The 20110-nt window shown below is 67.7% G+C and carries 22 protein-coding genes and 1 other RNA gene; 19 read left to right on the forward strand and 4 right to left on the reverse strand.

Going from position 1 to position 20110, the window contains the following annotated elements:
• Positions 1 to 193: 193 nt before the first annotated feature.
• Entirely contained in the window at positions 194 to 1228 is a 1035-nt protein-coding gene (locus D0B54_RS04735) for an AraC family transcriptional regulator (RefSeq protein WP_162932212.1), read from the reverse strand.
• 54 nt (positions 1229 to 1282) lie between these two features.
• On the opposite strand from D0B54_RS04735, the gene D0B54_RS04740 reads away from it, so the two are divergent.
• The 4 genes from D0B54_RS04740 to D0B54_RS04755 are packed head-to-tail and all read left to right on the forward strand — an operon-like array spanning position 1283 to position 5955.
• Entirely contained in the window at positions 1283 to 2134 is an 852-nt protein-coding gene (locus D0B54_RS04740; RefSeq protein ID WP_117289674.1) for a sterol desaturase family protein, read from the forward strand.
• Between the two features lie 2 nt (positions 2135 to 2136).
• The gene (locus D0B54_RS04745) at positions 2137 to 2748 is read left to right on the forward strand and encodes a hypothetical protein (protein WP_117289676.1); all 612 of its coding nucleotides are present in this window, start codon (positions 2137 to 2139) and stop codon (positions 2746 to 2748) included.
• On the forward strand, positions 2715 to 4601 hold the full coding sequence (locus D0B54_RS04750) for a DUF1302 domain-containing protein (protein ID WP_117289678.1): 1887 nt from the start codon (positions 2715 to 2717) through the stop codon (positions 4599 to 4601). Before D0B54_RS04745 ends, D0B54_RS04750 begins: the two co-directional genes overlap by 34 nt.
• Before the next feature lie 10 nt (positions 4602 to 4611).
• On the forward strand, positions 4612 to 5955 hold the full coding sequence (locus D0B54_RS04755; RefSeq protein WP_117289680.1) for a DUF1329 domain-containing protein: 1344 nt from the start codon (positions 4612 to 4614) through the stop codon (positions 5953 to 5955).
• Positions 5956 to 6080: 125 nt separating this feature from the next.
• Here the strand turns inward: D0B54_RS04755 and D0B54_RS04760 are convergent, their stop codons facing one another.
• Entirely contained in the window at positions 6081 to 6806 is a 726-nt protein-coding gene (locus D0B54_RS04760; protein ID WP_117289682.1) for an SIR2 family NAD-dependent protein deacylase, read from the reverse strand.
• A 26-nt stretch (positions 6807 to 6832) separates the two neighbouring features.
• Here D0B54_RS04760 and D0B54_RS04765 point away from each other — a divergent pair, with 26 nt between their 5' ends.
• The 14 genes from D0B54_RS04765 to mgtE all read left to right on the forward strand — a co-directional run bounded on the left by D0B54_RS04765 (position 6833) and on the right by mgtE (position 18186).
• On the forward strand, positions 6833 to 7804 hold the full coding sequence (locus D0B54_RS04765) for a KpsF/GutQ family sugar-phosphate isomerase (RefSeq protein ID WP_117289684.1): 972 nt from the start codon (positions 6833 to 6835) through the stop codon (positions 7802 to 7804).
• A gap of 57 nt (positions 7805 to 7861) precedes the next feature.
• The gene (locus tag D0B54_RS04770) at positions 7862 to 8320 is read left to right on the forward strand and encodes a KdsC family phosphatase (RefSeq protein WP_240433550.1); all 459 of its coding nucleotides are present in this window, start codon (positions 7862 to 7864) and stop codon (positions 8318 to 8320) included.
• Entirely contained in the window at positions 8320 to 8886 is a 567-nt protein-coding gene (gene lptC / locus D0B54_RS04775) for an LPS export ABC transporter periplasmic protein LptC (protein ID WP_117289688.1), read from the forward strand. The genes D0B54_RS04770 and lptC overlap by 1 nt, the downstream gene beginning before the upstream one ends.
• The gene (lptA, locus tag D0B54_RS04780; RefSeq protein WP_162932213.1) at positions 8864 to 9475 is read left to right on the forward strand and encodes a lipopolysaccharide transport periplasmic protein LptA; all 612 of its coding nucleotides are present in this window, start codon (positions 8864 to 8866) and stop codon (positions 9473 to 9475) included. The genes lptC and lptA overlap by 23 nt, the downstream gene beginning before the upstream one ends.
• Positions 9472 to 10224: an LPS export ABC transporter ATP-binding protein gene (lptB, locus tag D0B54_RS04785; protein WP_117289692.1), complete on the forward strand. Its 753-nt coding sequence runs from the start codon at positions 9472 to 9474 to the stop codon at positions 10222 to 10224. Before lptA ends, lptB begins: the two co-directional genes overlap by 4 nt.
• Before the next feature lie 172 nt (positions 10225 to 10396).
• Positions 10397 to 11872, forward strand: coding sequence for an RNA polymerase factor sigma-54 (locus D0B54_RS04790; RefSeq protein WP_117289694.1), 1476 nt, complete (start codon positions 10397 to 10399; stop codon positions 11870 to 11872).
• Between the two features lie 32 nt (positions 11873 to 11904).
• The gene (gene hpf, locus D0B54_RS04795) at positions 11905 to 12228 is read left to right on the forward strand and encodes a ribosome hibernation-promoting factor, HPF/YfiA family (protein WP_117289696.1); all 324 of its coding nucleotides are present in this window, start codon (positions 11905 to 11907) and stop codon (positions 12226 to 12228) included.
• Between the two features lie 110 nt (positions 12229 to 12338).
• Positions 12339 to 12797: a PTS sugar transporter subunit IIA gene (locus D0B54_RS04800; protein ID WP_117289698.1), complete on the forward strand. Its 459-nt coding sequence runs from the start codon at positions 12339 to 12341 to the stop codon at positions 12795 to 12797.
• Between the two features lie 17 nt (positions 12798 to 12814).
• Positions 12815 to 13444 carry a hypothetical protein gene (locus D0B54_RS04805; protein WP_117289700.1) on the forward strand — a complete coding sequence of 210 codons (630 nt, stop codon included), beginning with the start codon at positions 12815 to 12817 and terminating at the stop codon, positions 13442 to 13444.
• Positions 13445 to 13478: 34 nt separating this feature from the next.
• Positions 13479 to 14387, forward strand: coding sequence for an RNase adapter RapZ (rapZ, locus tag D0B54_RS04810; RefSeq protein WP_117289702.1), 909 nt, complete (start codon positions 13479 to 13481; stop codon positions 14385 to 14387).
• Positions 14384 to 14788, forward strand: a complete 405-nt coding sequence (locus tag D0B54_RS04815; RefSeq protein ID WP_117289704.1) for a PTS sugar transporter subunit IIA — start codon at positions 14384 to 14386, stop codon at positions 14786 to 14788. The genes rapZ and D0B54_RS04815 overlap by 4 nt, the downstream gene beginning before the upstream one ends.
• A 1-nt stretch (position 14789) precedes the next feature.
• Positions 14790 to 15056 (forward strand): HPr family phosphocarrier protein, encoded by a 267-nt coding sequence (locus D0B54_RS04820; protein WP_117289706.1) that lies wholly within the window; start codon positions 14790 to 14792, stop codon positions 15054 to 15056.
• 14 nt (positions 15057 to 15070) lie between these two features.
• Entirely contained in the window at positions 15071 to 16822 is a 1752-nt protein-coding gene (gene ptsP, locus D0B54_RS04825) for a phosphoenolpyruvate--protein phosphotransferase (protein ID WP_117289708.1), read from the forward strand.
• 11 nt (positions 16823 to 16833) lie between these two features.
• Complete coding sequence (gene mgtE / locus D0B54_RS04830) at positions 16834 to 18186, forward strand: magnesium transporter (protein ID WP_117289710.1); 1353 nt, start codon at positions 16834 to 16836, stop codon at positions 18184 to 18186.
• 243 nt (positions 18187 to 18429) lie between these two features.
• Here the strand turns inward: mgtE and D0B54_RS04835 are convergent, their stop codons facing one another.
• Together D0B54_RS04835 and D0B54_RS04840 are read right to left on the reverse strand one after the other, a co-directional pair.
• Positions 18430 to 19200, reverse strand: a complete 771-nt coding sequence (locus D0B54_RS04835) for an ABC transporter substrate-binding protein (protein ID WP_117289712.1) — start codon at positions 19198 to 19200, stop codon at positions 18430 to 18432.
• Positions 19197 to 19628, reverse strand: a complete 432-nt coding sequence (locus tag D0B54_RS04840) for an SRPBCC family protein (protein ID WP_117289714.1) — start codon at positions 19626 to 19628, stop codon at positions 19197 to 19199. Before D0B54_RS04840 ends, D0B54_RS04835 begins: the two co-directional genes overlap by 4 nt.
• Before the next feature lie 89 nt (positions 19629 to 19717).
• On the opposite strand from D0B54_RS04840, the gene rnpB reads away from it, so the two are divergent.
• An RNA gene (gene rnpB, locus D0B54_RS04845) (RNase P RNA component class A) lies at positions 19718 to 20098 on the forward strand.
• The last annotated feature ends 12 nt before the right edge of the window (positions 20099 to 20110 follow it).

The following is a 20110-nucleotide window of genomic DNA, read 5'->3' on the forward strand; positions in this document are numbered from 1 at the left end:
GGGTTGCTGTTCCACGGAGGATTGGAGTTTTCCTGGATTCCAGATCGAGACGATTCAAGAATGAGCCGAGTGGCCAAGGATGCGCTCAGCACTAACCTTTGGGATTTCCTTACTCGATAGCCAGTCGTCGTAGGGTGCGCACCGCGCACGCGGAATCGGCCCGACCCAACATCGCAGGTGCGCGGTGCGCACCCTACGTACCACCCTCCCGATACTGCCCCGGCGGCATTCCCGTCCAGCGCTTGAACGCACGCTGGAAGGAACTCTGCTCCGAGAACCCCAACAAGAATGCGATCTCCGGCAGGTTCAGCCGCGGGTCTTCGATGTAGCGCAGCGCCTGCCGGCGGCGCACGTCATCCACCAGGTCCTTGTAGTTGCTGCCGGCCTGGGACAGGCGCCGCTGCAGGGTGCGGGGCTGCACTTTCAGCTGCGCCGCGACCACTTCGATCGGCGGTACGCCGTCGGCCAACTGCCTGGCGATGGCCTCGCGGATTTCCTGCTCGATCTCGGTTTCGCCCTGCACCTGCTGCGCCAGCAGCATTTCGGCGTGGCGGTCCATCAGGCTGCGCATCTCGGGGTTCTTGTCGCGCAGCGGCAGTTTCAGCAGGCCCGCCTCGAAGGCCACCGCGGTATGCGGCTGGCCGAAGCGCAGGGGGCAGCGGAACAGGCGCTGGTGCTCGGAGGTATCGGCCGGGGCGGGGTGCTCGAACTGCACTTCGATGGGATCGCGGCCCGGGGCGCCGAGAATCCAGCGGGCGAAGGCGACCCAGCTGGCGACGTGCTCCTCGCCGACATGCGGTGAAGCCCGCGCCATCTGCGAGTGCCAGCGCAGTTCGCAGCGGTCGCCGCCCTGTACCAGTTCGGAGCGGCCGGACTTGCCGACCAGGTCCTGGTAGCGCAGCTGGCGCAGCAGGGATTCACCCAGGGTCTCACAGCTCATCATGACGTAGCCCAGCACGCCGTACTTGCCGGGCCGCACCACCTCGCCGACGTGCAGGCCCAGGCGGGTGTCGCCGCTGAGTTTCTCGGCCTGCTGCCACAGCTGCACGTAGGTCTCGGCCGGGATCGTGCGCCCCGGCTCGTCCAGCGCGGCCTCGTCCAGGCCGGCCAGGGCCAGCAGGGGTGCCACGTCGAGGCGCTGGCCGCGCAGCTGATCGATCAGGCCGCGGGCATAGGCGAGGAAGACGACTTGCGGTTCAGCCGCCGCGGACCTGTCATCTGCGGACAATGGGCTTGTGTTTGCGGTCAATACGGCTCCCCCGGTTCCGGGCAACATGGCGCCATGGAACAACTGGTGCTCTATGCCATTCCCGCCTTCCTCGCGCTGGTCGCGATCGAGGCGGCGTGGCTGCTCCGGCGCGGGCTAGCCTACGATGGGCGGGATGCCTTTGCCAGCCTCGCCATGGGCGTGGGCAATGTCTTCATCAGCGCGCTGTGCAAGCTGTTCTGGGTGGCGGCCTTCGTGGCCCTCTACCAGCACCGCTTCTGGGACATCGACATGAGCCAGGCCTGGGCCTGGCCGGTGTTGATCCTGGGGCATGATTTCTTCTTCTACTGGTATCACCGCTTCAGCCACCGCGTACGCCTGGGCTGGGCCGCGCACGTCAACCATCACTCCAGCCAGGCCTTCAATCTGACGACGGCGCTGCGCCAGTCCTGGACCACGCCCCTGTACTCCTACGGCTTCTTCATGCCGCTGGCCCTGGCGGGTTACACGCCGGCTGCGGTGATCACCGCCGGTGGCATCAGCCTGATCTACCAGTTCTGGATCCACACCGAGACCATCGGCCGGCTCGGTCCGCTGGAATGGTTCCTCAACACGCCCTCGCATCATCGCGTGCACCACGGCGCCAACCCGCAGTACATCGACCGGAACTACGGCGGCATCTTCATCGTCTGGGACCGGCTGTTCGGGACCTTCGAGCCGGAAGGGGAGAAGGTGCGCTACGGCCTGACGCACAACGTCGAGAGTCATCACCCGCTGCGCATCGCCTTCCACGACTGGCAGGCCTTGTGGAGCGAGATGCGCGCCGCGCCCAGCTGGCGCGAGGCGTTGCGCCGGCCCTTGCAGCCGCCCGATGTCGGCAAGGACACGCCGCCGCCGGCGGCCGCACCCGCAACGGGAGGCGGCTGAACATGCAGCCCGCCACCATCCTGTCCGACGCCGTGCTCTGCGCCTGCGCCCTGGCGGCGCTGGGGCTGGCGCGGCCGCGCAGACTGGCGATGGCGGGCTTCGCACTGATGGCGCTGGCCGCTGCCGCCGGCTGCCTGCGCTATGGCCCGCTGCCGCAGCTGCAGCCGCTGCACCAGGGCCTGTCCTTCATCACCGGCACGCTGGGCCTGCCGCTGGTGCTGCTGGGCTATCTCGCGCCGCCGCCGCGCGTTGCGGCGATGGTGATCGGCGCCCTGCTGCTGCTCAGCGCGGCGGCCTGGATGCAGCCGGGCGCGCGCCTGGTCGTGGCGCTGGCAACGCTACTGGGCTGGGCAACGCTGCTGGTCCGTGACCGGGGAGATCGGCGTGTCGCCGCCGCCATCGCCCTGGGGATCGCCGCCAGCCTCGCTGCCGGCATCTTCGCGCCGCAGGGCCGGCATCCGGACATCGACGTCATGCACTACGCACTGGCGCTGGCGCAGCTGGCCTTCGGTGCAGCGCTGTACCTGAGGTATAAGAGCAGCCTATCGCCGCTGCCCACGCAGGCGCGGCCGGGGGAGACATGTACGCACGACGCAAGCACCGCGCCGCCCTGATCCTGGGCGCTGCCCTGGCGGCCACCCCGCCGGCGCAGGCCTTCGAGAGCAGGTTCGGCGATGCCACGCTGCAGGTGGACACCCTGCTGACGGCGGGCGTCGCCGTGCGCGTGCAGGACCGCGACCCCGGCCTGGTCAGCCGCGGCAACGGCGGCACGGGTCTGTCCTCCAACATCGACGACGGCAACCTCAACTACGACCGCGGCGACATCACCTACGCGCCACTACAGTTCAACCAGGACCTGAACCTGAGCTGGGGCGACTACGGCGCCTTCGTGCGCATCTACGGCTACTACGATCCGGTCAACGCGGAGTTCGACGAGGCCGCGCTCAATGGCCGCCGCCGCGACGACCGCGTGGTGGAGGCCTACGCCGCCGACCTGCGCCTGCTCGACGGGTACGCCTATGGCAACTTCGAGCTTGCCGACATGCCGCTGAGCTTGCGCATCGGCAACCAGGTGGTGAGCTGGGGCGAGAGCACTTTCATCCAGTTCGGCATCAATTCGATCAACACCTATGACCTGACCAAGCTGCGCTACCCCGGTTCCGAGCTGAAGAACGTTTTCGTGCCGGTGCCGCTGGTCTATGCCCAGCTTGGCGTCACCGACGAAATCAGCTTCGAGGCCTTCTACCAGCTCGGCAACGAGAAGGTGGTGGTCGATCCCCAGGGCAGCCTGTTCGGGCAGGTGGACGGCCTGGCGACCGGCGGCGAGTTCCTGATCCTGGAGAGCGTGTTCTTCGAACAGAACGACCTGCCCGACGGCTACAGGATCTTCCGCCGCAAGGACAAGGACGCGCGCAAGGACGGGCAGTTCGGCTTCGCGCTCACCGCCATCGTGCCGGACTGGAACAGCATGGAGTTCGGCCTGTTCTTCATGAACATCCACTCCAGCCTGCCGCTGACCAGCGGCTACGCGCTGAGCGAGGCGCAGTGGCAGCAGTACAACGAGATCAGCGCCACCGGCACGCAGGACCCCAGCGGCCTCACCGGCGTGCTGCTGGTGCGCGGCCTGCTGGCGCCGGAGTCCTTGTCTGCCGCGCAGATCGAGAAGCTGCGCGGCATCCACGGGGTCGGCGGCTACCGGCTGGAGTACCCGGAAGACATCCAGGTCACCGGCATCAGCTTCAATACGGATACACCGTTGGGAGTGGCCTTGCAGGGCGAGTTCAGCTGGCGCCATGGCCAGCCCTTCCAGATCGACGACTACGAGCTGGTCTACCACGGCCTGGCGCCGGTCACGCAACTCGCCGGCCCGGTGGGCGGCACCGCCTTCTCGATGTTCTTCCCCGAGAACCAGCTGGGGCAGGACGTGGCGCCGGGCAGCTACTTCCAGGGCTACCGGCGCATGGACATGCTGCAGTGGCAGCTCACCGGCACCTATCTCTGGGGGCCGGACAATCCCTTCAAGGCCGAGCAGTGGACCATCCTGGTCGAGTTCGGCGCCACGAAAATCCTCGACATGCCGGACAAGGCCGAGCTGCGCTTCGAGGGGCCGGGCACCTTCCAGAAGGGCGGCACCGAGGGCGTGTCCGACAACTACTACTCCGAGGACTTCGGCTGGGGTTACCGCGTGCTGACGTTCCTCAATTACGCCAACTTCCTCGGCAGCAGCTGGAACTTCACGCCGACGCTGACCTTCTTCCACGACATCAACGGCACGCCCGCCGGACCCGCGCGCTCCTTCATCGAGGACAGCATGCAGGCGCAGGCTTCCATGCGCTTCGAATACCTCGGCCGCTGGGCCTTCGACCTCAGCTACATCAGCTTCTTCGGCGTCGGCAAGGACTACCGCAACACCAACCTGCTGCACGACCGCGACTCCGCGGCCTTCAGCGTCAAGTACGCGTTCTGAGGATGTTCACATGAAACTCGCCGGCCTCATCGCCCTGTCCCTGACGCTGCTGTCGCCCGCCATCCTGGCCAAGGTGCCGCAGCAGGAAGCGGACCGTTTAGGCCGTGACCTGACGCCGATGGGCGCGCAGCGCGCCGGCAATGCCGACGGCAGCATCCCGGAGTGGAGCGGCGGCCTGAAGCAGAAGGCGATCGACCCGCAGAAGGGCTACAGCAATCCCTACGCCGCCGACAAGCCGCTGTTCACGATCAACGCCGCGAACTACACGCAGTACAAGGACCGTCTCACCGCCGGCCAGCTCGACACCTTCCGCCGCTACAAGACCTACACGATGAAGGTCTATCCGACGCGGCGCAGCGCGGCCTATCCGCAGGGGGTCTACGACGCGGTGAAGAAGAACGCGCAGCGTGCCGTGCTGGAAGGCACCGACTCGCTGCGCGACGCCGTTACCGGCCCGGCCTTCCCGATCCCCAGGACCGGCGCCGAGGCGATCTGGAACCACAAGACCAAGTATGTCGCTCCGGGGCTGGAGGGTTACTACAACGCCGCCGTGGTCACGCGCAGCGGTGATTTCGAGATCACGCGCGTGCTGCGCTACGCCAAGCTCAAGTACAACCAGATTGGCATCGAGCCGGCGGACCTGAAGGACAACATCTTCCTCTACTACCTCACCTACGTGCTGTCGCCGCCGCGCCTGGCCGGCAACATCGTGCTGGTGCACCAGACCATCGACCAACTGCGCGAGCCGAACATGGCCTGGTCCTACAACCCCGGCCAGCGCCGTGTGCGTCGCGCGCCGGAGCTGGGCTACGACAACCCGACGCTGGCCACCGACTCGCTGGGCACGCACGACCAGATCGACATCTACAACGGGGCACTCGACCGCTACGACTGGAAGCTGCAGGGCAAGCGCGAGGTCTACATCCCCTACAACAGCTACAAGCTCGAAGAGCGCGGCCTGCAGCCGCGGGACGTGATCCGCCCGGCCCATCTCAACCAGGACCTGGCGCGCTACGAGCTGCACCGCGTCTGGGTGGTGGAGGCGACGGTGCGCCAGGGCACCACGCATCTGTACAAGCGCCGCACGTTCTATCTCGACGAGGACAGCTGGTACATCGCCTATGTCGATTGCTACGACACGCGCGACCAGCTCTGGCGCGTGCAGGAAGGCCACCTGATGACCGCCTACGACCTGCCGGCGGTGGTGGCCGCCATCGAGTCCGGCTACGACTTCGTCAACGGCCGCTACGTCGTCGCCGGGCTGGACAACCTGGAGAAGCCGACCAATTACCGCTGGCAGGGGGAGGATGGGTTCTTCACGCCGGCGGCGATGAGAAGGAGCGGGTTGCGGTAGAACAACCAGAAGCAGTGCAGTCCGCAAATGAACGCAAATGAACGCGAATTGGAAGATTTGAGTATTTGCGTTTATTCGCGTTCATTTGCGGACTGAGATTCTTGCCTTGGAGGGAAGCCCCATGATCAATCCGCCAACGGAAACGCCGCCGGCAACACCACCCCCGCCGGCCCCCTCAGCCGATGCCGGTACAACGCCGAGGCCTCGTTGTTCTCCAGGTTGATCTCCACCATCCGCGCGCCGCTGTCGCGCGCCAGTTGCGCGAAGCCCGCCGCCGGCCAGACCACGCCCGAGGTGCCCACCGACACGAACAGGTCGCAGCCGGCGACCAACTGCTGCGTACGGGCGAAGACCGCTCCATCCACCGCGTCCTCGAACCAGGTGATGTCCGGCCGCAGCCAGCTGCCGCAGTCCGGGCACTGGCGCTGGCGGTAGGGGCCGGCCTCCAGGTCCTCGCGCAGGCCGTGGCGGCTGCAGCGCTGGCGCCACAGCGAGCCGTGCAGTTCGGCGTCCACCGCGATGCCCGCCCGCTGCAGCAGGCCGTCGATGTTCTGGGTGACCACGCGGACCTGCGGAAAAGCCGCCTGCAGCCGCGCCAGGTGGCGATGGCCGGCATGCGGCGGGCATTTCAGGACATGTGTCCTGCGGACTTCGTGGAAATCCAGCACCCGGACCGGGTCGCGCTCGAAAGCGCGCTGGCAGGCGTAGTCCTCGTAGTTGTACTGCGCCCAGATGCCCCCATGTCCACGGTAGGTGGGCACACCGGACTCGGCCGACAGGCCGGCGCCGGTGAAAAACACGATGGACCGGTATCCGGCCGGATCGAATTGTTTCAGGTCGGGTTCCGTCATCCCTGTCAGCTTATACTTACACTCCTATGGATGCCGAAAAACTCAAAGCGATGGGTCGGCGCGCGCTGGAAATCGAGCGCGACGCCCTCAACGACCTCCTGCCCCGTGTCGACGATGCCTTCGTCTCTGCCTGCCAGCTGATGCTGGCCTGCACGGGCCGCATCGTCGTTACCGGCATGGGCAAGTCCGGGCATATCGGCGGCAAGCTGGCGGCGACGCTGGCCAGCACCGGCAGCCCGGCCTTCTACGTCCACCCGGGCGAGGCCAGCCACGGCGACCTCGGCATGATCACCCGCCAGGACGTGGTGCTGGCGATCAGCTACTCCGGCGAGACCGGCGAGATCGTCACGATCCTGCCGCTGATCAAGCGCCTGGGCGTGCCGCTGATCTCCATGACCGGCAAGCCCAGGTCGACCCTGGCGCAGTCCTCCAACGTCCACCTCGACGTCTCGGTGGCCCAGGAGGCCTGCCCGCTGAACCTGGCGCCCACCTCCAGCACCACGGCGACCCTGGCCATGGGCGATGCCCTGGCCGTGTCCCTGCTGGAAGCCCGCGGCTTCACGCCCGAGGACTTCGCCATGTCGCATCCCGGCGGCTCCCTGGGCCGCCGCCTGCTGCTGAAGATCGCCGACGTCATGCACGGCGGCGCCGAGCTGCCCAAGGTGGGGCCGGATGCGCTGCTGACCGAGGCGCTGCTGGAAATGACCCGCAAGGGCCTGGGCGTGACCGCCGTCGTCGGTCCCGACGACAAGGTCCTGGGCGTCTACACCGACGGCGACCTGCGCCGCACCCTGGACAAGGGCCTGGACGTGCGCACCGCGAAGATCCGCGAGGTGATGACCGCCGGCGGCAAGTCGGTGCGCTCCGGCCAGCTCGCGGCCGAGGCCGTGCAGCTGATGGAGAAGCACAAGATCACCGTGCTGCTGGTACTGGACGAGGCCGGCAGGCTGGAAGGCATCGTGCACATGCAGGACCTGCTGCGCGCGGGGGTGGTCTGAATGTCCGCCGCGCTCTCTTCAGCCGAAATTCAGCAGCGCGCGTCCAGAGTGCGCTGCGTGTTCCTCGATATCGACGGCGTTCTCACTGACGGCAAGCTCTACATCGGCCCCAACAGTGAAGAAACCAAGACCAACTACGTGCGCGACGGCTACGGCATCAAGCTGGCGTTGAAGCTCGGCCTGCAGGTCGCGGTGATCAGCGGCCGTCCCTCCGAGTCCATGCGCCGCCGCCTGGAGTGGCTGGGCGTGAAGCACATTGCCCTGGACACCGAGGACAAGGAGCCGGCCTACCTGCGCATGTGCGCCGAGATGGGCCTTAGCGACGAGCAGTGCGCCCACGTCGGCGACGACGTGCCCGACCTGCCCTTGTTCAAGCGTGTGGGCCTGGCCTGCACCGTGGCCGACGCCCACCCCAAGGCCCTGGCCCTGGCCCACTGGACCAGCCGCTACACCGGAGGCCACGGCGCGGTGCGCGAGGCGATCGACCTGGTGCTGGAAGCGCAGGGCCTGATCTGATGAAACGCGGCTCCCTGTTCTTCGTGGTGGCGGCGGCGCTGGCGGTGTTCGCCACGCTGACGCTGCTGCGCGGCTTCCAGCCGGAGACGCAGCAGGCGGTGGCCGAAACCGGCATGCCGCCGCGCTACGAGCTGCAGGGCGTGCAATGGACGCGCCTGGACGCGCAGGGCAAGCCGCTGATCCAGGCCGCCGCCGACACCGCGCGCTACTACGACGACAAGTCGGCCCGCTTCGAGATGCTGAGCGTGCAGCGCCTGGGCGAGGGTGGCGGTCCCTGGAACCTGCAATCGCCCAGCGGCCGCATGCCCGCGGGGCAGCAGCGCATCGTGCTGGACAAGCCGGTGGAGATGACCGGCAGGATGAAGAGCGGCGAGCCGGTCCGTGTCGACACCGATTCCCTGTGGGTCGACCTGGAGCGCAAGGAAATCGCCACCGATGACCGCGTGCGCCTCAGCGGCCCCAATCGCGCCGCCCGCGCCCGCGGCATGCGCGCCGACTGGGGCGGCACCCAGGTCAAACTGCTCAATGAGGTCGAGGTGGACTATGTCCCGCAACCGCGCAGCTGAGGGCCTGCTGGCCCTGGCGCTGGCGCTCGCCGCCGGCCTGGCCGGCGCGCAGCAGAACCGCGAGACCGCGGTGGACGCACTGCGCCCCACTGGCCCGGTCACCGTCACCGCCGATCGCGCCGAGTGGGAACAGAACGGTGCCATGGTCTACAGCGGCAACGTGCTGCTCAGTTCCGACACGCTCAGGCTCAAGGGCGACCGCCTGGAGCTGCGCCAGCTCGCCGGCGGCCAGTTCACCGCCAGCGTCACCGGCAACCCGGCCAAGCTCGATCATCCGGGCCTGAAGGACAAGAGCGGCGTAGTCGGTCCGCCGGTCGGTGCCGAGGCCAGGACCTTGAACTACGACAGCCGCAGCAGCATGGTCGACATCCTCGGCAATGCGCACCTGACGCGCGGCAAGGACCAGATCGACGGCGACAACATCCGCTATGACGCCGCCGCGCGCCGCATCAAGGCGGCGGGTGGCGAGGGCGGGCAGGTCAAGATCGTGATCCAGCCGCCGCCCAAAGCCAGCACGGGTGGCCGCTCCGCTCCCAAGGCGCCGCCGCCGCCCGCCGCGCCGACACCCGAAGCCGGGGAGCAGCCATGACCGCCGCCCAGACTCCGCCCGCCGCTTCGGTGCTGAGTGCGTACAACCTGGTCAAGCGCTACAAGAAGCGCACCGTCGTGCGCGACGTCTCGGTCAGCGTCCGCGCCGGCGAGATCGTCGGACTGCTGGGCCCCAACGGTGCCGGCAAGACCACGTCGTTCTACATGATCGTCGGCCTGGTGGCCGCCGATGGCGGCCGCATCGAACTGGACGGCGAGGACCTGACCCGCGCGCCGATGCATGCCCGCGCGCGCCGCGGCATCGGCTACCTGCCGCAGGAAGCCAGCGTGTTCCGCAAGCTCACGGTCGCCGAGAACATCCTGGCGATCCTGGAGACGCGCAAGGACCTGGACAAGGCGGCGCGCGAACAGGAGCTGGAGCGCCTGCTCGGCGAGCTGCACATCGCGCACATCCGCGATGGCGAGGGCCAGTCCCTGTCCGGCGGCGAGCGCCGCCGCGTCGAGATCGCGCGCGCCCTGGCCGCCAATCCGCGCTTCATCCTGCTCGACGAGCCCTTCGCCGGTGTCGATCCGATCGCGGTCGGCGACATCCAGCACATCGTCCATCACCTCAAGCAGCGCGGCATCGGCGTGCTGATCACCGACCATAACGTGCGCGAGACGCTGTCGCTCTGCGAGCGCGCCTACATCCTGGCCGAGGGTGCGGTGATCGCCGAAGGTGCGCCGGCGACGCTGCTGGAGAACGAAACGGTGCGTCGGGTTTATCTGGGCGAACAGTTCAAGCTGTAAGCTCCGCCCGCGGGCCAGGTTGTGGCCCGCTCCCTCAAGTAAAGACCGCCATGGCCGCCAGGCGCCAGGCCGGTCCCTCGTCCCACGGATGGGTCGTCAATAAAATGAAGCAACTTTCGTACCGTTCCCGGCGTAGAATGGGAAACATGATTCACCCGACAGCTTTCTCCGCATGAAGACCTCCCTGGGCCTACGGCTGGGTCAATCCCTGACCATGACCCCGGCACTGCAGCAGGCGATCAAGCTGCTGCAGCTTTCCAGCCTGGACCTGCAGCAGGAAATCCAGCAGGTGCTGGAATCCAACGTCATGCTGGAACTCGACGGCGAGGGCCCGGTCGAGCTGGAGCCCGGTGCCGAGTCCGCGGAGGCGCAGGACGCCGCCGCCGCCCCTGGCGCCGAGGTGGCCGCGGTCGAGGTCAGCAGCGATGTCGAGATTCCCCAGGAAATGCCGGTGGATGCCGACTGGGGCGACGTCTACGACGCCGCCGGCACCGGCAGCAGTACCGGCAAGAGCGGCGACGACGACGACCTGCAGGACTACCTGCAGGCCAACCTGCACGGCCAGGCCAGCCTGCGCGACCACCTCAACTGGCAGGCCGGGCTGGCGCCGTTCACGCCCACCGAGTCCGAGATCGCCGCCCACCTGATCGACGCCATCAACGACGACGGCTACCTGGAGAACTGGGAGGACATCGCCCAGCGCCTGCAGGAGGCCCTGGACGTGAGCTTCGACCAGGTCGAGACGGTGCTCAAGACCGTGCAGGAGTTCGACCCCAATGGTGTCGGCGCCCGCGACCTGGCCGAGTGCCTGCGCCTGCAGCTGCTGCAGTTCCAGGCGCGCGAGCCCGGCATCCAGGCGGCCCTGACCCTGGTGGACCATCACATCGGCCTGCTGGCGCGCAAGGACCCGGCCCTGATCGCCAAGGGCAGCGGCCTGCCGCTGGCCCAGGTGGAGCCGGCCCTGGCCCTGATCCAGTCGCTGCAGCCGCACCCGGGGCGCCCCTTCCAGGCCCACGAGTCGGACTACGTGGCGCCGGACGTGTTCGTGGCCAAGAAGGAAGGGCGCTGGAGGGTGTCCCTGAACCCCGAACACGCCCCCCGGCTGCGCATCAACGGCTTCTACCAATCGATGATTCGCCGCGCGGACAGTTCCCGCGACCAATTGACACTGAAGTCACATTTGCAGGAAGCCCGCTATTTCATCAATAGCTTGGAAGCGCGCAACGAGACGCTTTTGCGCGTTGCACAATGCATAGTTGAAGAACAGCGCGCTTTTCTGGAATATGGGGAGGAGGCGATGCGGCCCCTCGTCCTGAGGGACATCGCCGAACAGCTCGGGATCCATGAATCGACGGTTTCACGTGCGACCGCGAACAAGTACATGCTCACTCCGCGTGGGCTTTACGAGCTCAAGTTTTTCTTTTCCAGCCACGTCCAGACCACCCAGGGCGGCGTCTGCTCCGCCACCGCGATCCAGGCCATGATCAAACGACTGATCACCGCCGAGGATTCCGTACGTCCGCTGTCCGACTCGACGCTGTCGGAAATGCTGCTGAAGGAGGGCATACAAGTTGCACGCAGAACCGTAGCGAAGTACCGCGAGGGTCTCGGCATTCCCCCCTCGCATGAGCGTAAACCGCCGTCCTGAAGGCAGGCCGGTCAACCAGAGGAGCGTTATAGATGAACCTGAACATTTCTGGTCACCACGTCGAAGTCACCCTGCCACTGCGCGAGTATGTGCTGGCGAAGCTCAAGCGGGTGGAACGCCACTTCGATCATCTGATCAGTGCGGAAGTGATCCTCTCGGTAGACAAGCTCCAGCAGAAGGCTGAAGCCACGGTTCACGCCAGCGGCGCCAACCTCCACGCCGAGGCCATCAATGGCGACATGTACGCCGCCATCGACCTGCTGATGGACAAGCTCGACCAGCAGACCCGCAAGCACAAGGAAAAGCTGCGCAATCATCACCACAAGGACGCGATCAAGCGCATGTCCCTGCAGTAGTTTTCCCTTCGTCCGGGCGCATCAGCCGCCCGGCGTTCCGATGGGGTAAAGTTGGGGCCGTTCCCACGAGGGTGGGGACGGCCCTCTTAGTTTGGAAGCATAATCAGACCATGAAACTCGCCGACATCCTCTCCGCCGACCGCGTCAGCAGCGGACATACGTTCACCAGCAAGAAGAAGGCCCTGGAAGAGCTGAGCAAGCTCCTGGTCAAGGGCGCGCCGGACGTGAGCAGCGGGGACATCCTCAACAGCCTGTCGGCACGCGAGAAGCTCGGCAGCACCGGCCTGGGCCACGGCGTGGCGATCCCGCACGGCCGCATGCCCGGCGTCAGCGAAAGCGTCGGCGCCTTCATGCGCCTCAAGCACCCGCTGGACTACGAAGCCCACGACGGCAACGGCGTGGACCTGGTGTTCGGCCTGCTGGTGCCGCAGAACGCCACCGAGGCGCACCTGAAGCATCTGGCCGCCATCGCCGAGATGTTCTCCGACGAAGCCTTCTGCCGCCAGGCCCGCGAAGCCGCCGACGACGAGGCGCTGCACAGCCTGCTGTCCAACTTCAAGCCCGCCTGACCCCGGGGCGGTCGCCGATGGCCGCCGCCTCCCGCACCACCTCCCAGCCGCCCCGGGACAGCACCACCCTGCACGGCGTTTTCCTGGAAGTCTTCGGCCAGGGCGTCCTGATCACCGGCCGCAGCGGCCTGGGCAAGAGCGAACTGGCGCTGGAACTGCTGACGCGCGGCCACCGCCTGATTGCCGACGACGCGGTCGAGTTCGAACGCCGCGGCCAGGCCCTGCGGGGGCAGTGTCCGCCGCTGCTGGAAGGCTTCCTGGAGGCGCGCAGCCTCGGCGTGCTCAACATCCGCCGCCTGTTCGGTCCCGGCAGCCTGCGCAAGGCCGCCACCCTGGACCTGGTGGTCGAGCTGGGCGCGGCGATGGCGCCGGCCAGCGGCATGGAGCGCCTCTCGGGCCACCGCGGCAGTCGCGAAATCCTCGGCTTGAGCGTCGTCGAAATCTCCATTCCGATCCGCCTCGGGCATAATCTCGCGGTACTCGTCGAAGCCGCCTGCCGCGATCTCAAGCTGCGCCGCCAGGGCTATCGCGCCGACGAGGATTTCAGCCGGCGCCAGGCGGACGCGATCCGCCGGGCCGGCGAGCCCGGGCCCCGCAGCAAACCCAGCAAGAAAGCCGGACAGAAGAAAACGAAAAAGCCGCCATGAAATCCATTCACGACAGTCCGACGGCGGTGTCGGCATGAAGCTGGTGATCGTCAGCGGCCTGTCGGGGGCCGGCAAGACCGTGGCCCTCAAGCAGTACGAGGATCTGGGCTACTACTGCATCGACAACCTGCCGCTGGCCCTGGTGGGGCCGATGGCGCGCCGCGCCATCCGCCAGCTCGACCAGCGCTTCGACCGCCTCGCCGTCGGCATCGATGCGCGCGAGAGCCCCAAGGAAATCGAGAAATTCCCGCGCTACCTGGAGTACCTGCGCGAGCAGGGCGTGGAGACCCGCGTGCTGTTCCTGCGCGCCGACGATCCGACGCTGCTCAAGCGCTACTCCGAGACGCGCCGGCGCCATCCGCTGGCCAGCGAGCAGGTGTCGCTGCCCGAGGCCATCTCGCTGGAGCGCCGCCTGCTGGCGCCGATCGCCAATGTCGCCGATGCCACGCTGGATACCACCAGCAAGAACCTGCACGAGCTGCGCGAGGAGATCCTGGCGCAGGTGCCGGGCGGCGGCGCCGGCAAGCTGTCGCTGCTGTTCATGTCCTTCGGCTACAAGAACGGCCTGCCGGAAGCCGCGGACTTCGTCTTCGACGTGCGCTGCCTGCCCAACCCGCACTGGGAGCCGACGCTGCGCAAGCTGACCGGACGCGATCCGGCGGTGGCCGCCTGGCTGGAGCGCTTCCCCCAGGTCAACCGCATGCTCGGCGACATCCGCCAGTTCCTCGACCACTGGCTGCCCGAGTACAAGCGCCAGGACCGCAGCTACCTGACCGTGGCCATCGGCTGCACCGGCGGCCAGCACCGCAGCGTCTACCTGGTGGAGCGCCTCGGCGCGACCCTGCGCGAGAACTACGACAACGTGGTGGTGCGCCACCGCGAGATGTGGGATGCCAACACCGAACGCCACGTCGGTCACAAGGACAAGGCGACGCACAAATGAGCGTCGGCGTGCTGCTGGTGACCCACGGCAAGCTCGGGCAGAACCTGCTCGAGACCATGCACCACATGCTGGGCGATCTGCCGCTGCGCAACGACGCCCTGGAAGTGCACCTGGTGCAGAACCACGACGGCCTGATCCTGCAGGGCCAGAAACTCGCCGACCTGCTCGACGACGGCGACGGCGTGCTGATCCTGACCGACGCCTTCGGCTCCACGCCGAGCAACATCGCCAACAAGCTGGCGGCGGGCCGCGAGGTCCGTGTCGTATCCGGCATCAACCTGCCGATGCTGATCCGCATCTTCAATTATCCCAGGCTGTCGCTGTCCGAGATGGCGCAGGGCGCGGTGGACGGCGGTCAGCGCGGCATCATCGCCTGTCCCCATAAAGACAAGGGAGCCTGACGTGGAACGAACCGTAGACATCGTCAACAAGCTCGGCCTGCACGCGCGTGCCGCCGCCAAGCTGGTCACGCTGGCCGCCAAGTTCGAGGCCGACGTGCGCGTGCGCAAGGACGGCCGCGAGGTCAGCGGCAAGTCGATCATGGGCGTGATGATGCTGGCCGCCGCCAAGGGCTCGCAGATCACCCTGATCGCCGAGGGCGAGGATGCCGGGCAGGCCCTGACGGAACTGGCGGCGCTGGTCGCCGACCGCTTCGGCGAAGACGCATAGGCAGTCGCCCGCGCATGTCGCTCTGGCTCACCGGTATCGGCGTCTCGCGAGGCATCGCGATCGCCCGCGTGCAGAAAGTGCATGCGGGTGACCTCGACGCGCCCGAGTACAAGCTGGAGCCGGCCGAGGTGGAGCCCGAGCTGCGGCGCTTCAGGGAGGCGCATGCCCGCGCCCGCGACCAGCTGCGCGACATCCGCGGCCAGATTCCGCCGGGTACGCCGGGCGACATCGCCGCCTTCATCGACACCCACCTGCTGATGATGGACGACCGCTCCATCACCGAGGCCACGGCGGCGACCATCCGCAGCCAGGGCATCAACGCCGAAGCGGCGCTGCGCAAGACCCGCGACGCCCTGGTCGCGGTGTTCGAGCAGATGGACGACCCGTACCTGAAAACGCGCAAGGACGACGTCGAGCATGTCGTCGCGCGCGTGCTGCGGGTGCTGCTCAAGTCCGAGAAGGCGCTGCCCAAGGCCGAGGCCGGCGCCGAGCCCCTGATCGTCGTCGCCGACGACATCACCCCCGCCGACATCATCCTGCTGTCGCAGCAGAACGTCGCCGCCTTCGTCACCGAGTACGGCGGCCCGCTGTCGCATACCGCGATCCTGGCGCGCAGCCTCGGCATCCCCGCGGTGGTGGGCCTGCGCGATGCGCGCCGCCTGCTGCGCGACGGCGAGACCCTCGTCGTCGACGGCGAGCCCGGCCACGTGCTGGCCGACCCCGACGAACAGGCGCTGGCCTTCTACCGCAATCGCCAGGCCGAGCAGGCCGAGTACCGCCGCAACCTGGTCAAGCTGCGCGGCAAGGCCGCGGTCTCGCGCGACGGCGTCAAGATCCGCCTGCTGGCCAACATCGAGCTGCCGGAGGACGCCCGCGAGGCGGCCGCCAACGGTGCCGAGGGCGTCGGCCTGTACCGCACCGAGTTCCTGTACATGAACCGCAAGACCCTGCCGTCCGAGGACGAGCAGTACGAGGCCTATGCGCGCATCGTGGCCTCGGTGGACGGTCCGATCACGATCCGCACGCTGGACCTGGGTGCCGACAAGCAGGTCGACTCCGGGCGCAGCAACGGCCCCACGCCGAACAACCCGGCGCTGGGTCTGCGCGCGATCCGCCTGTGCCTGAAGGAACCCGAGCTGTTCCGCGTGCAGGTGCGCGCGCTGCTGCGCGCCTCGGCCATGGGCCGCGTGCAGATCATGCTGCCGATGATCTCCAGCCTGCAGGAATACCGCCAGGCGCTCGGCCTGATCGAGCTGGCGCGCGCCGAACTGCAGCAGGAAGGCCAGCCGATGGCGGCCGAGGTGCCGGTGGGGGCGATGATCGAGGTGCCGGCGGCGGCCATCGCCGCGCCGATGCTGGCGCGCCACGCGCGCTTCTTCTCGATCGGCACCAACGACCTGATCCAGTACACCCTGGCGATCGACCGCGTCGACGACGAGGTCAACTACCTCTACGACCCCTTGCACCCGGCGGTGCTGCAGCTGATCAGCCACACCATCGAATCCGGCGCCAAGGCGGGCATCCCGGTGGCGATGTGCGGCGAGATGGCCGGCGACGTGCGCTATACGCGCCTGCTGCTGGGCCTGGGCCTGACCGACTTTTCCATGCATCCTGCCTCGGTGCTGGAGGTCAAGCGCATCATCATGGACTCCGACATCGGCGCCCTGCGCCGCACCGCCATGCGACTGCTGGCGTCCACCGATCTCCATGAGATGCGCGAGCTGATCGCCGCGCTGGACCACGGCGACGGCGCCGTCGCTGCTTAGGACAAGGTCCGATGGCCGAACAGACCCGCAGCCAGGCCCACCTGAGGCGCCTCCGCGAGGCGCTGGAAGGCGGCCGCCTGCTGCCGGTGAAGCGCTCGCTGCAGGCGCTCAATCCCGCCGAGATCGCCAGCCTGCTGCAGTCGCTGCCGACGCAGGAGCGCAACGTCGTCTGGGAGATGGTGGATCGCGAGGATGACGGCGAGGTGCTGCTGCACCTGGCCGACGAGGTGCGCGAGGGCCTGATGCGCGAGATGGACACCGCCGAACTGGTGGCCGCCGCCGAGGAACTCGACATCGACGACCTCGCCGACTTCGTCGAGCATCTGCCCGAGACGGTGACGCAGCAGGTGCTCAAGGCGCTGGACGCCGACGACCGCGCGCGCCTCGAATCGGTGCTGGCCTACGAGCCGGACACCGCCGGCGGCCTGATGAACACCGACACCGTGACGGTGCGCCCGGACGTGTCGCTGGACGTGGTGCAGCGCTACCTGCGCCTGCGCGGCGAACTGCCGCCGCATACCGACGCGCTGTTCGTGGTGGACCGCTACGGCGCCTATCTCGGCACCCTGCCGCTGGACAAGATCCTGACGCGCGATCCGGACTCGCTGGTGCAGGCGGTGATGGAGCACGAGCGCGAGCCCTTCCTCGACACACTGTCGGACCGCGAGGTGGCGCAGCGCTTCGAGAACGCCGACCTGGTGTCCGCTCCGGTGGTCAACGAGAAGGGCATCCTGCTGGGCCGCATCACGGTCGACGACGTGGTCGACGTGATCCGCGCCGAGGCCGATCACAACATGATGGCGATGGCCGGCTTGAATGAAGAGGAAGACCTCTTCGCCCCCGTGCGCAGCGCCGCGCGCCGCCGCGCGCTGTGGCTGGGCATCAACCTGTTCACCGCCTGCATCGCCTCGCGCGTGGTCGGCATGTTCGAGGCCACCATCAGCGAGGTGGTGGCGCTGGCCGTGCTGATGCCGATCGTCGCCAGCATGGGCGGCATCACCGCCAACCAGATCGTCGCCCTGATGGTGCGCGGCCTGGCCCTGGGCCAGGTGGGCAGCGGCAACACCGGCGCGCTGTTCAAGAAGGAGATCGCGGTGGCGCTGATCAACGGCCTGCTGTGGGGCCTGGTGATCGCGCTGGTGGTGCTGTTCTGGTTCAGGAGTCCCGCCCTGTCCTTCGTGATCGGCCTGGCATTGGTCCTGAATCTCGCCTGCGCCGCCACTGCCGGCGTCTTCGTGCCAGTGATCCTGCGACGCCTGAAGCTGGACCCGGCGCTCGCCGGCAGCGTGGTGGTCACGACCTTCACCGATGTGATGGGATTCTTCCTGTTCCTGGGCTTGGGCACGCTGATCCTGATCAAGTAGCCGCCTCTGCGTCTCCATAATCTGGTTTCGCGCAGTGAAGCCGGGTTTTTCGTTGATCACCAACCGAACCGTTCATCCCGAGTGCCGCGTAGCGGTGTATCGAGGGACGTACCGCGCCCGTGCAACTGCCTGCCCTTTGCCCGGTTCGTAGGAGCGAGCTTGCTCGCGACCCGGTCGGGTTTCCCTTGGCCAGTTGCGGCAAACAAACCGCCGTCATCCTTCCAGCCTCCTGCTGCCGCAGCTTCAGCCGATCAGCCGCCGCAGCGCACGATAGCCCTCGACCAGCCGCGGGCCGGGCCGGCCGAGGAAGGCTTCGGTGATGGGGTACACGCGCTGGTCGCGCACGGCGGGCACGCTTTCCCAGCCCTCGCGCCGCAGCACCACCTCGGCGCGGTACTTCTCTTCCTTCACGCCGCACCAGGACATCACGACGACGTCCGGCGCCAGGCGCTGCGCCTCGGCGACGTCCAGCGTGGCGCTCTTCAGGTCGGCATCGGCCAGCAGGTTGTGGCCGCCGGCGCGTTCGATCAGGTCGTGCACCCAGGAGCGGCGCGCGGCGCCGATCACCGGCTTGGGCCACCATTCCACCAGCACGCGCGGCGCATCGGCAGCCGGGGCCACCGGCGGCATTGCGGCCTGCATCTGCGCGATCAACTCCGCGCCGCGCTCGGGCACGCCCAGCGCTTCGGCGATCACGCGGATGCTGTCGAACACGTCGTCGAGGCTCAGCGGGTCGATCACGATGCAGCGCAGGCCGGCGGCCTGCAGGGCCTCGACGATGCGCTCGTGGCCGGGCACGGTCAGCGAGGTCAGCACCAGGTCCGGCTGCAGCGCGATGGCGGCTTCCACGTCCAGGTCCAGGTCGCGGCCCAGCTTGACCAGGGGTGCGACGATCTCAGGCGGGTAGTCGGAGTCGGTGTCGATCGCGATGATGCGGTCGGCACAGCCCAGCGCGCAGATGATCTCGGTGTTGGAGCAGGTGTGCGACAGCACCCGCCGCGGCGTGGTGCTCAAGCGCGTTCCAGCCCCTTGAGTGCCTGCGGCGCGTTGCGCTTCCACATGGCGCGCAGGACCAGTACCAGCAGCTTGCCGGTGCAGGGGATCTTCGGGTCGAAGCGGATCACGTAGTCGATCTGCGTGCGGCCGTTGTCGGACGTGAACAGGATCTGGCCGAGGTGGTTCTTGATCGGGCTGCCGCGGGTGACCTGGTAGTCGATGCGGCGGTTCGGCTCGAAGGCGACGATGGTTTCGTCGAAGCTGCTGCGGCCGGAGCCGATGCGGCGCACCGAGCCGATGCCGTTGGCTTCCAGCTCGCCCTCGCGGATGCGCATGCAGTGGCTGCCGAACAGGGTAGTGAAACGCTCGTGGTCGGCGAAGAAATCAAACACCTCGGACAGCGGGGCGTTGACCGTCTCCGCCAGGCGGACTTCGTATCTGGGCATGTCTGGCTCCCGTCAAAGACCTGCATTGTGGCGTCCGCTGGCGCTGCAGTCATGTGCAAACCCGGCGCCCGGGGCGGATAATGCGCGCGGGAGCCGGCCAGGCAATCGCCGCCGCGAAAGCGGGGGAGGAAAGTCCGGGCTTCATAGGGCGAGGTGCCAGGTAATGCCTGGGCGGCGTGAGCCGACGGAAAGTGCCACAGAGAACAGACCGCCGATGGCCCGCAAGGGCACAGGCAAGGGTGAAACGGTGCGGTAAGAGCGCACCGCGGGGCCGGCAACGGCAACGGCACGGTAAACCCCACCGGAAGCAAGGCCAAATAGGGATGGACGTAGCCGCAAGGCTGCAACGCGCGGCCCGCGCGCCATCCGGGTAGGCTGCTAAAGCGCCGCGGTGACGCGTCGCGTAGAGGAATGGTTGCCTCGGGTCCGCAAGGATTCGACAGAACCCGGCTTATCGGCCGACTCCCTTTTTTCACGCCACC

The organism is Solimonas sp. K1W22B-7 (assembly GCF_003428335.1).
Classification (GTDB): Bacteria; Pseudomonadota; Gammaproteobacteria; order Nevskiales; family Nevskiaceae; genus Solimonas_A.

Coding starts and splice junctions, on each gene's coding strand:
- D0B54_RS04740 (WP_117289674.1), top strand. CDS start 1,283: ATGGAACAACTGGTGCTCTATGCCATTCCCGCCTTCCTCGCGCTGGTC.
- D0B54_RS04745 (WP_117289676.1), top strand. CDS start 2,137: ATGCAGCCCGCCACCATCCTGTCCGACGCCGTGCTCTGCGCCTGCGCC.
- D0B54_RS04750 (WP_117289678.1), top strand. CDS start 2,715: ATGTACGCACGACGCAAGCACCGCGCCGCCCTGATCCTGGGCGCTGCC.
- D0B54_RS04755 (WP_117289680.1), top strand. CDS start 4,612: ATGAAACTCGCCGGCCTCATCGCCCTGTCCCTGACGCTGCTGTCGCCC.
- D0B54_RS04760 (WP_117289682.1), bottom strand. CDS start 6,806: ATGACGGAACCCGACCTGAAACAATTCGATCCGGCCGGATACCGGTCC.
- D0B54_RS04765 (WP_117289684.1), top strand. CDS start 6,833: ATGGATGCCGAAAAACTCAAAGCGATGGGTCGGCGCGCGCTGGAAATC.
- lptC (WP_117289688.1), top strand. CDS start 8,320: ATGAAACGCGGCTCCCTGTTCTTCGTGGTGGCGGCGGCGCTGGCGGTG.
- lptA (WP_162932213.1), top strand. CDS start 8,864: ATGTCCCGCAACCGCGCAGCTGAGGGCCTGCTGGCCCTGGCGCTGGCG.
- lptB (WP_117289692.1), top strand. CDS start 9,472: ATGACCGCCGCCCAGACTCCGCCCGCCGCTTCGGTGCTGAGTGCGTAC.
- D0B54_RS04790 (WP_117289694.1), top strand. CDS start 10,397: ATGAAGACCTCCCTGGGCCTACGGCTGGGTCAATCCCTGACCATGACC.
- hpf (WP_117289696.1), top strand. CDS start 11,905: ATGAACCTGAACATTTCTGGTCACCACGTCGAAGTCACCCTGCCACTG.
- D0B54_RS04800 (WP_117289698.1), top strand. CDS start 12,339: ATGAAACTCGCCGACATCCTCTCCGCCGACCGCGTCAGCAGCGGACAT.
- D0B54_RS04805 (WP_117289700.1), top strand. CDS start 12,815: ATGGCCGCCGCCTCCCGCACCACCTCCCAGCCGCCCCGGGACAGCACC.
- rapZ (WP_117289702.1), top strand. CDS start 13,479: ATGAAGCTGGTGATCGTCAGCGGCCTGTCGGGGGCCGGCAAGACCGTG.
- D0B54_RS04815 (WP_117289704.1), top strand. CDS start 14,384: ATGAGCGTCGGCGTGCTGCTGGTGACCCACGGCAAGCTCGGGCAGAAC.
- ptsP (WP_117289708.1), top strand. CDS start 15,071: ATGTCGCTCTGGCTCACCGGTATCGGCGTCTCGCGAGGCATCGCGATC.
- mgtE (WP_117289710.1), top strand. CDS start 16,834: ATGGCCGAACAGACCCGCAGCCAGGCCCACCTGAGGCGCCTCCGCGAG.
- D0B54_RS04840 (WP_117289714.1), bottom strand. CDS start 19,628: ATGCCCAGATACGAAGTCCGCCTGGCGGAGACGGTCAACGCCCCGCTG.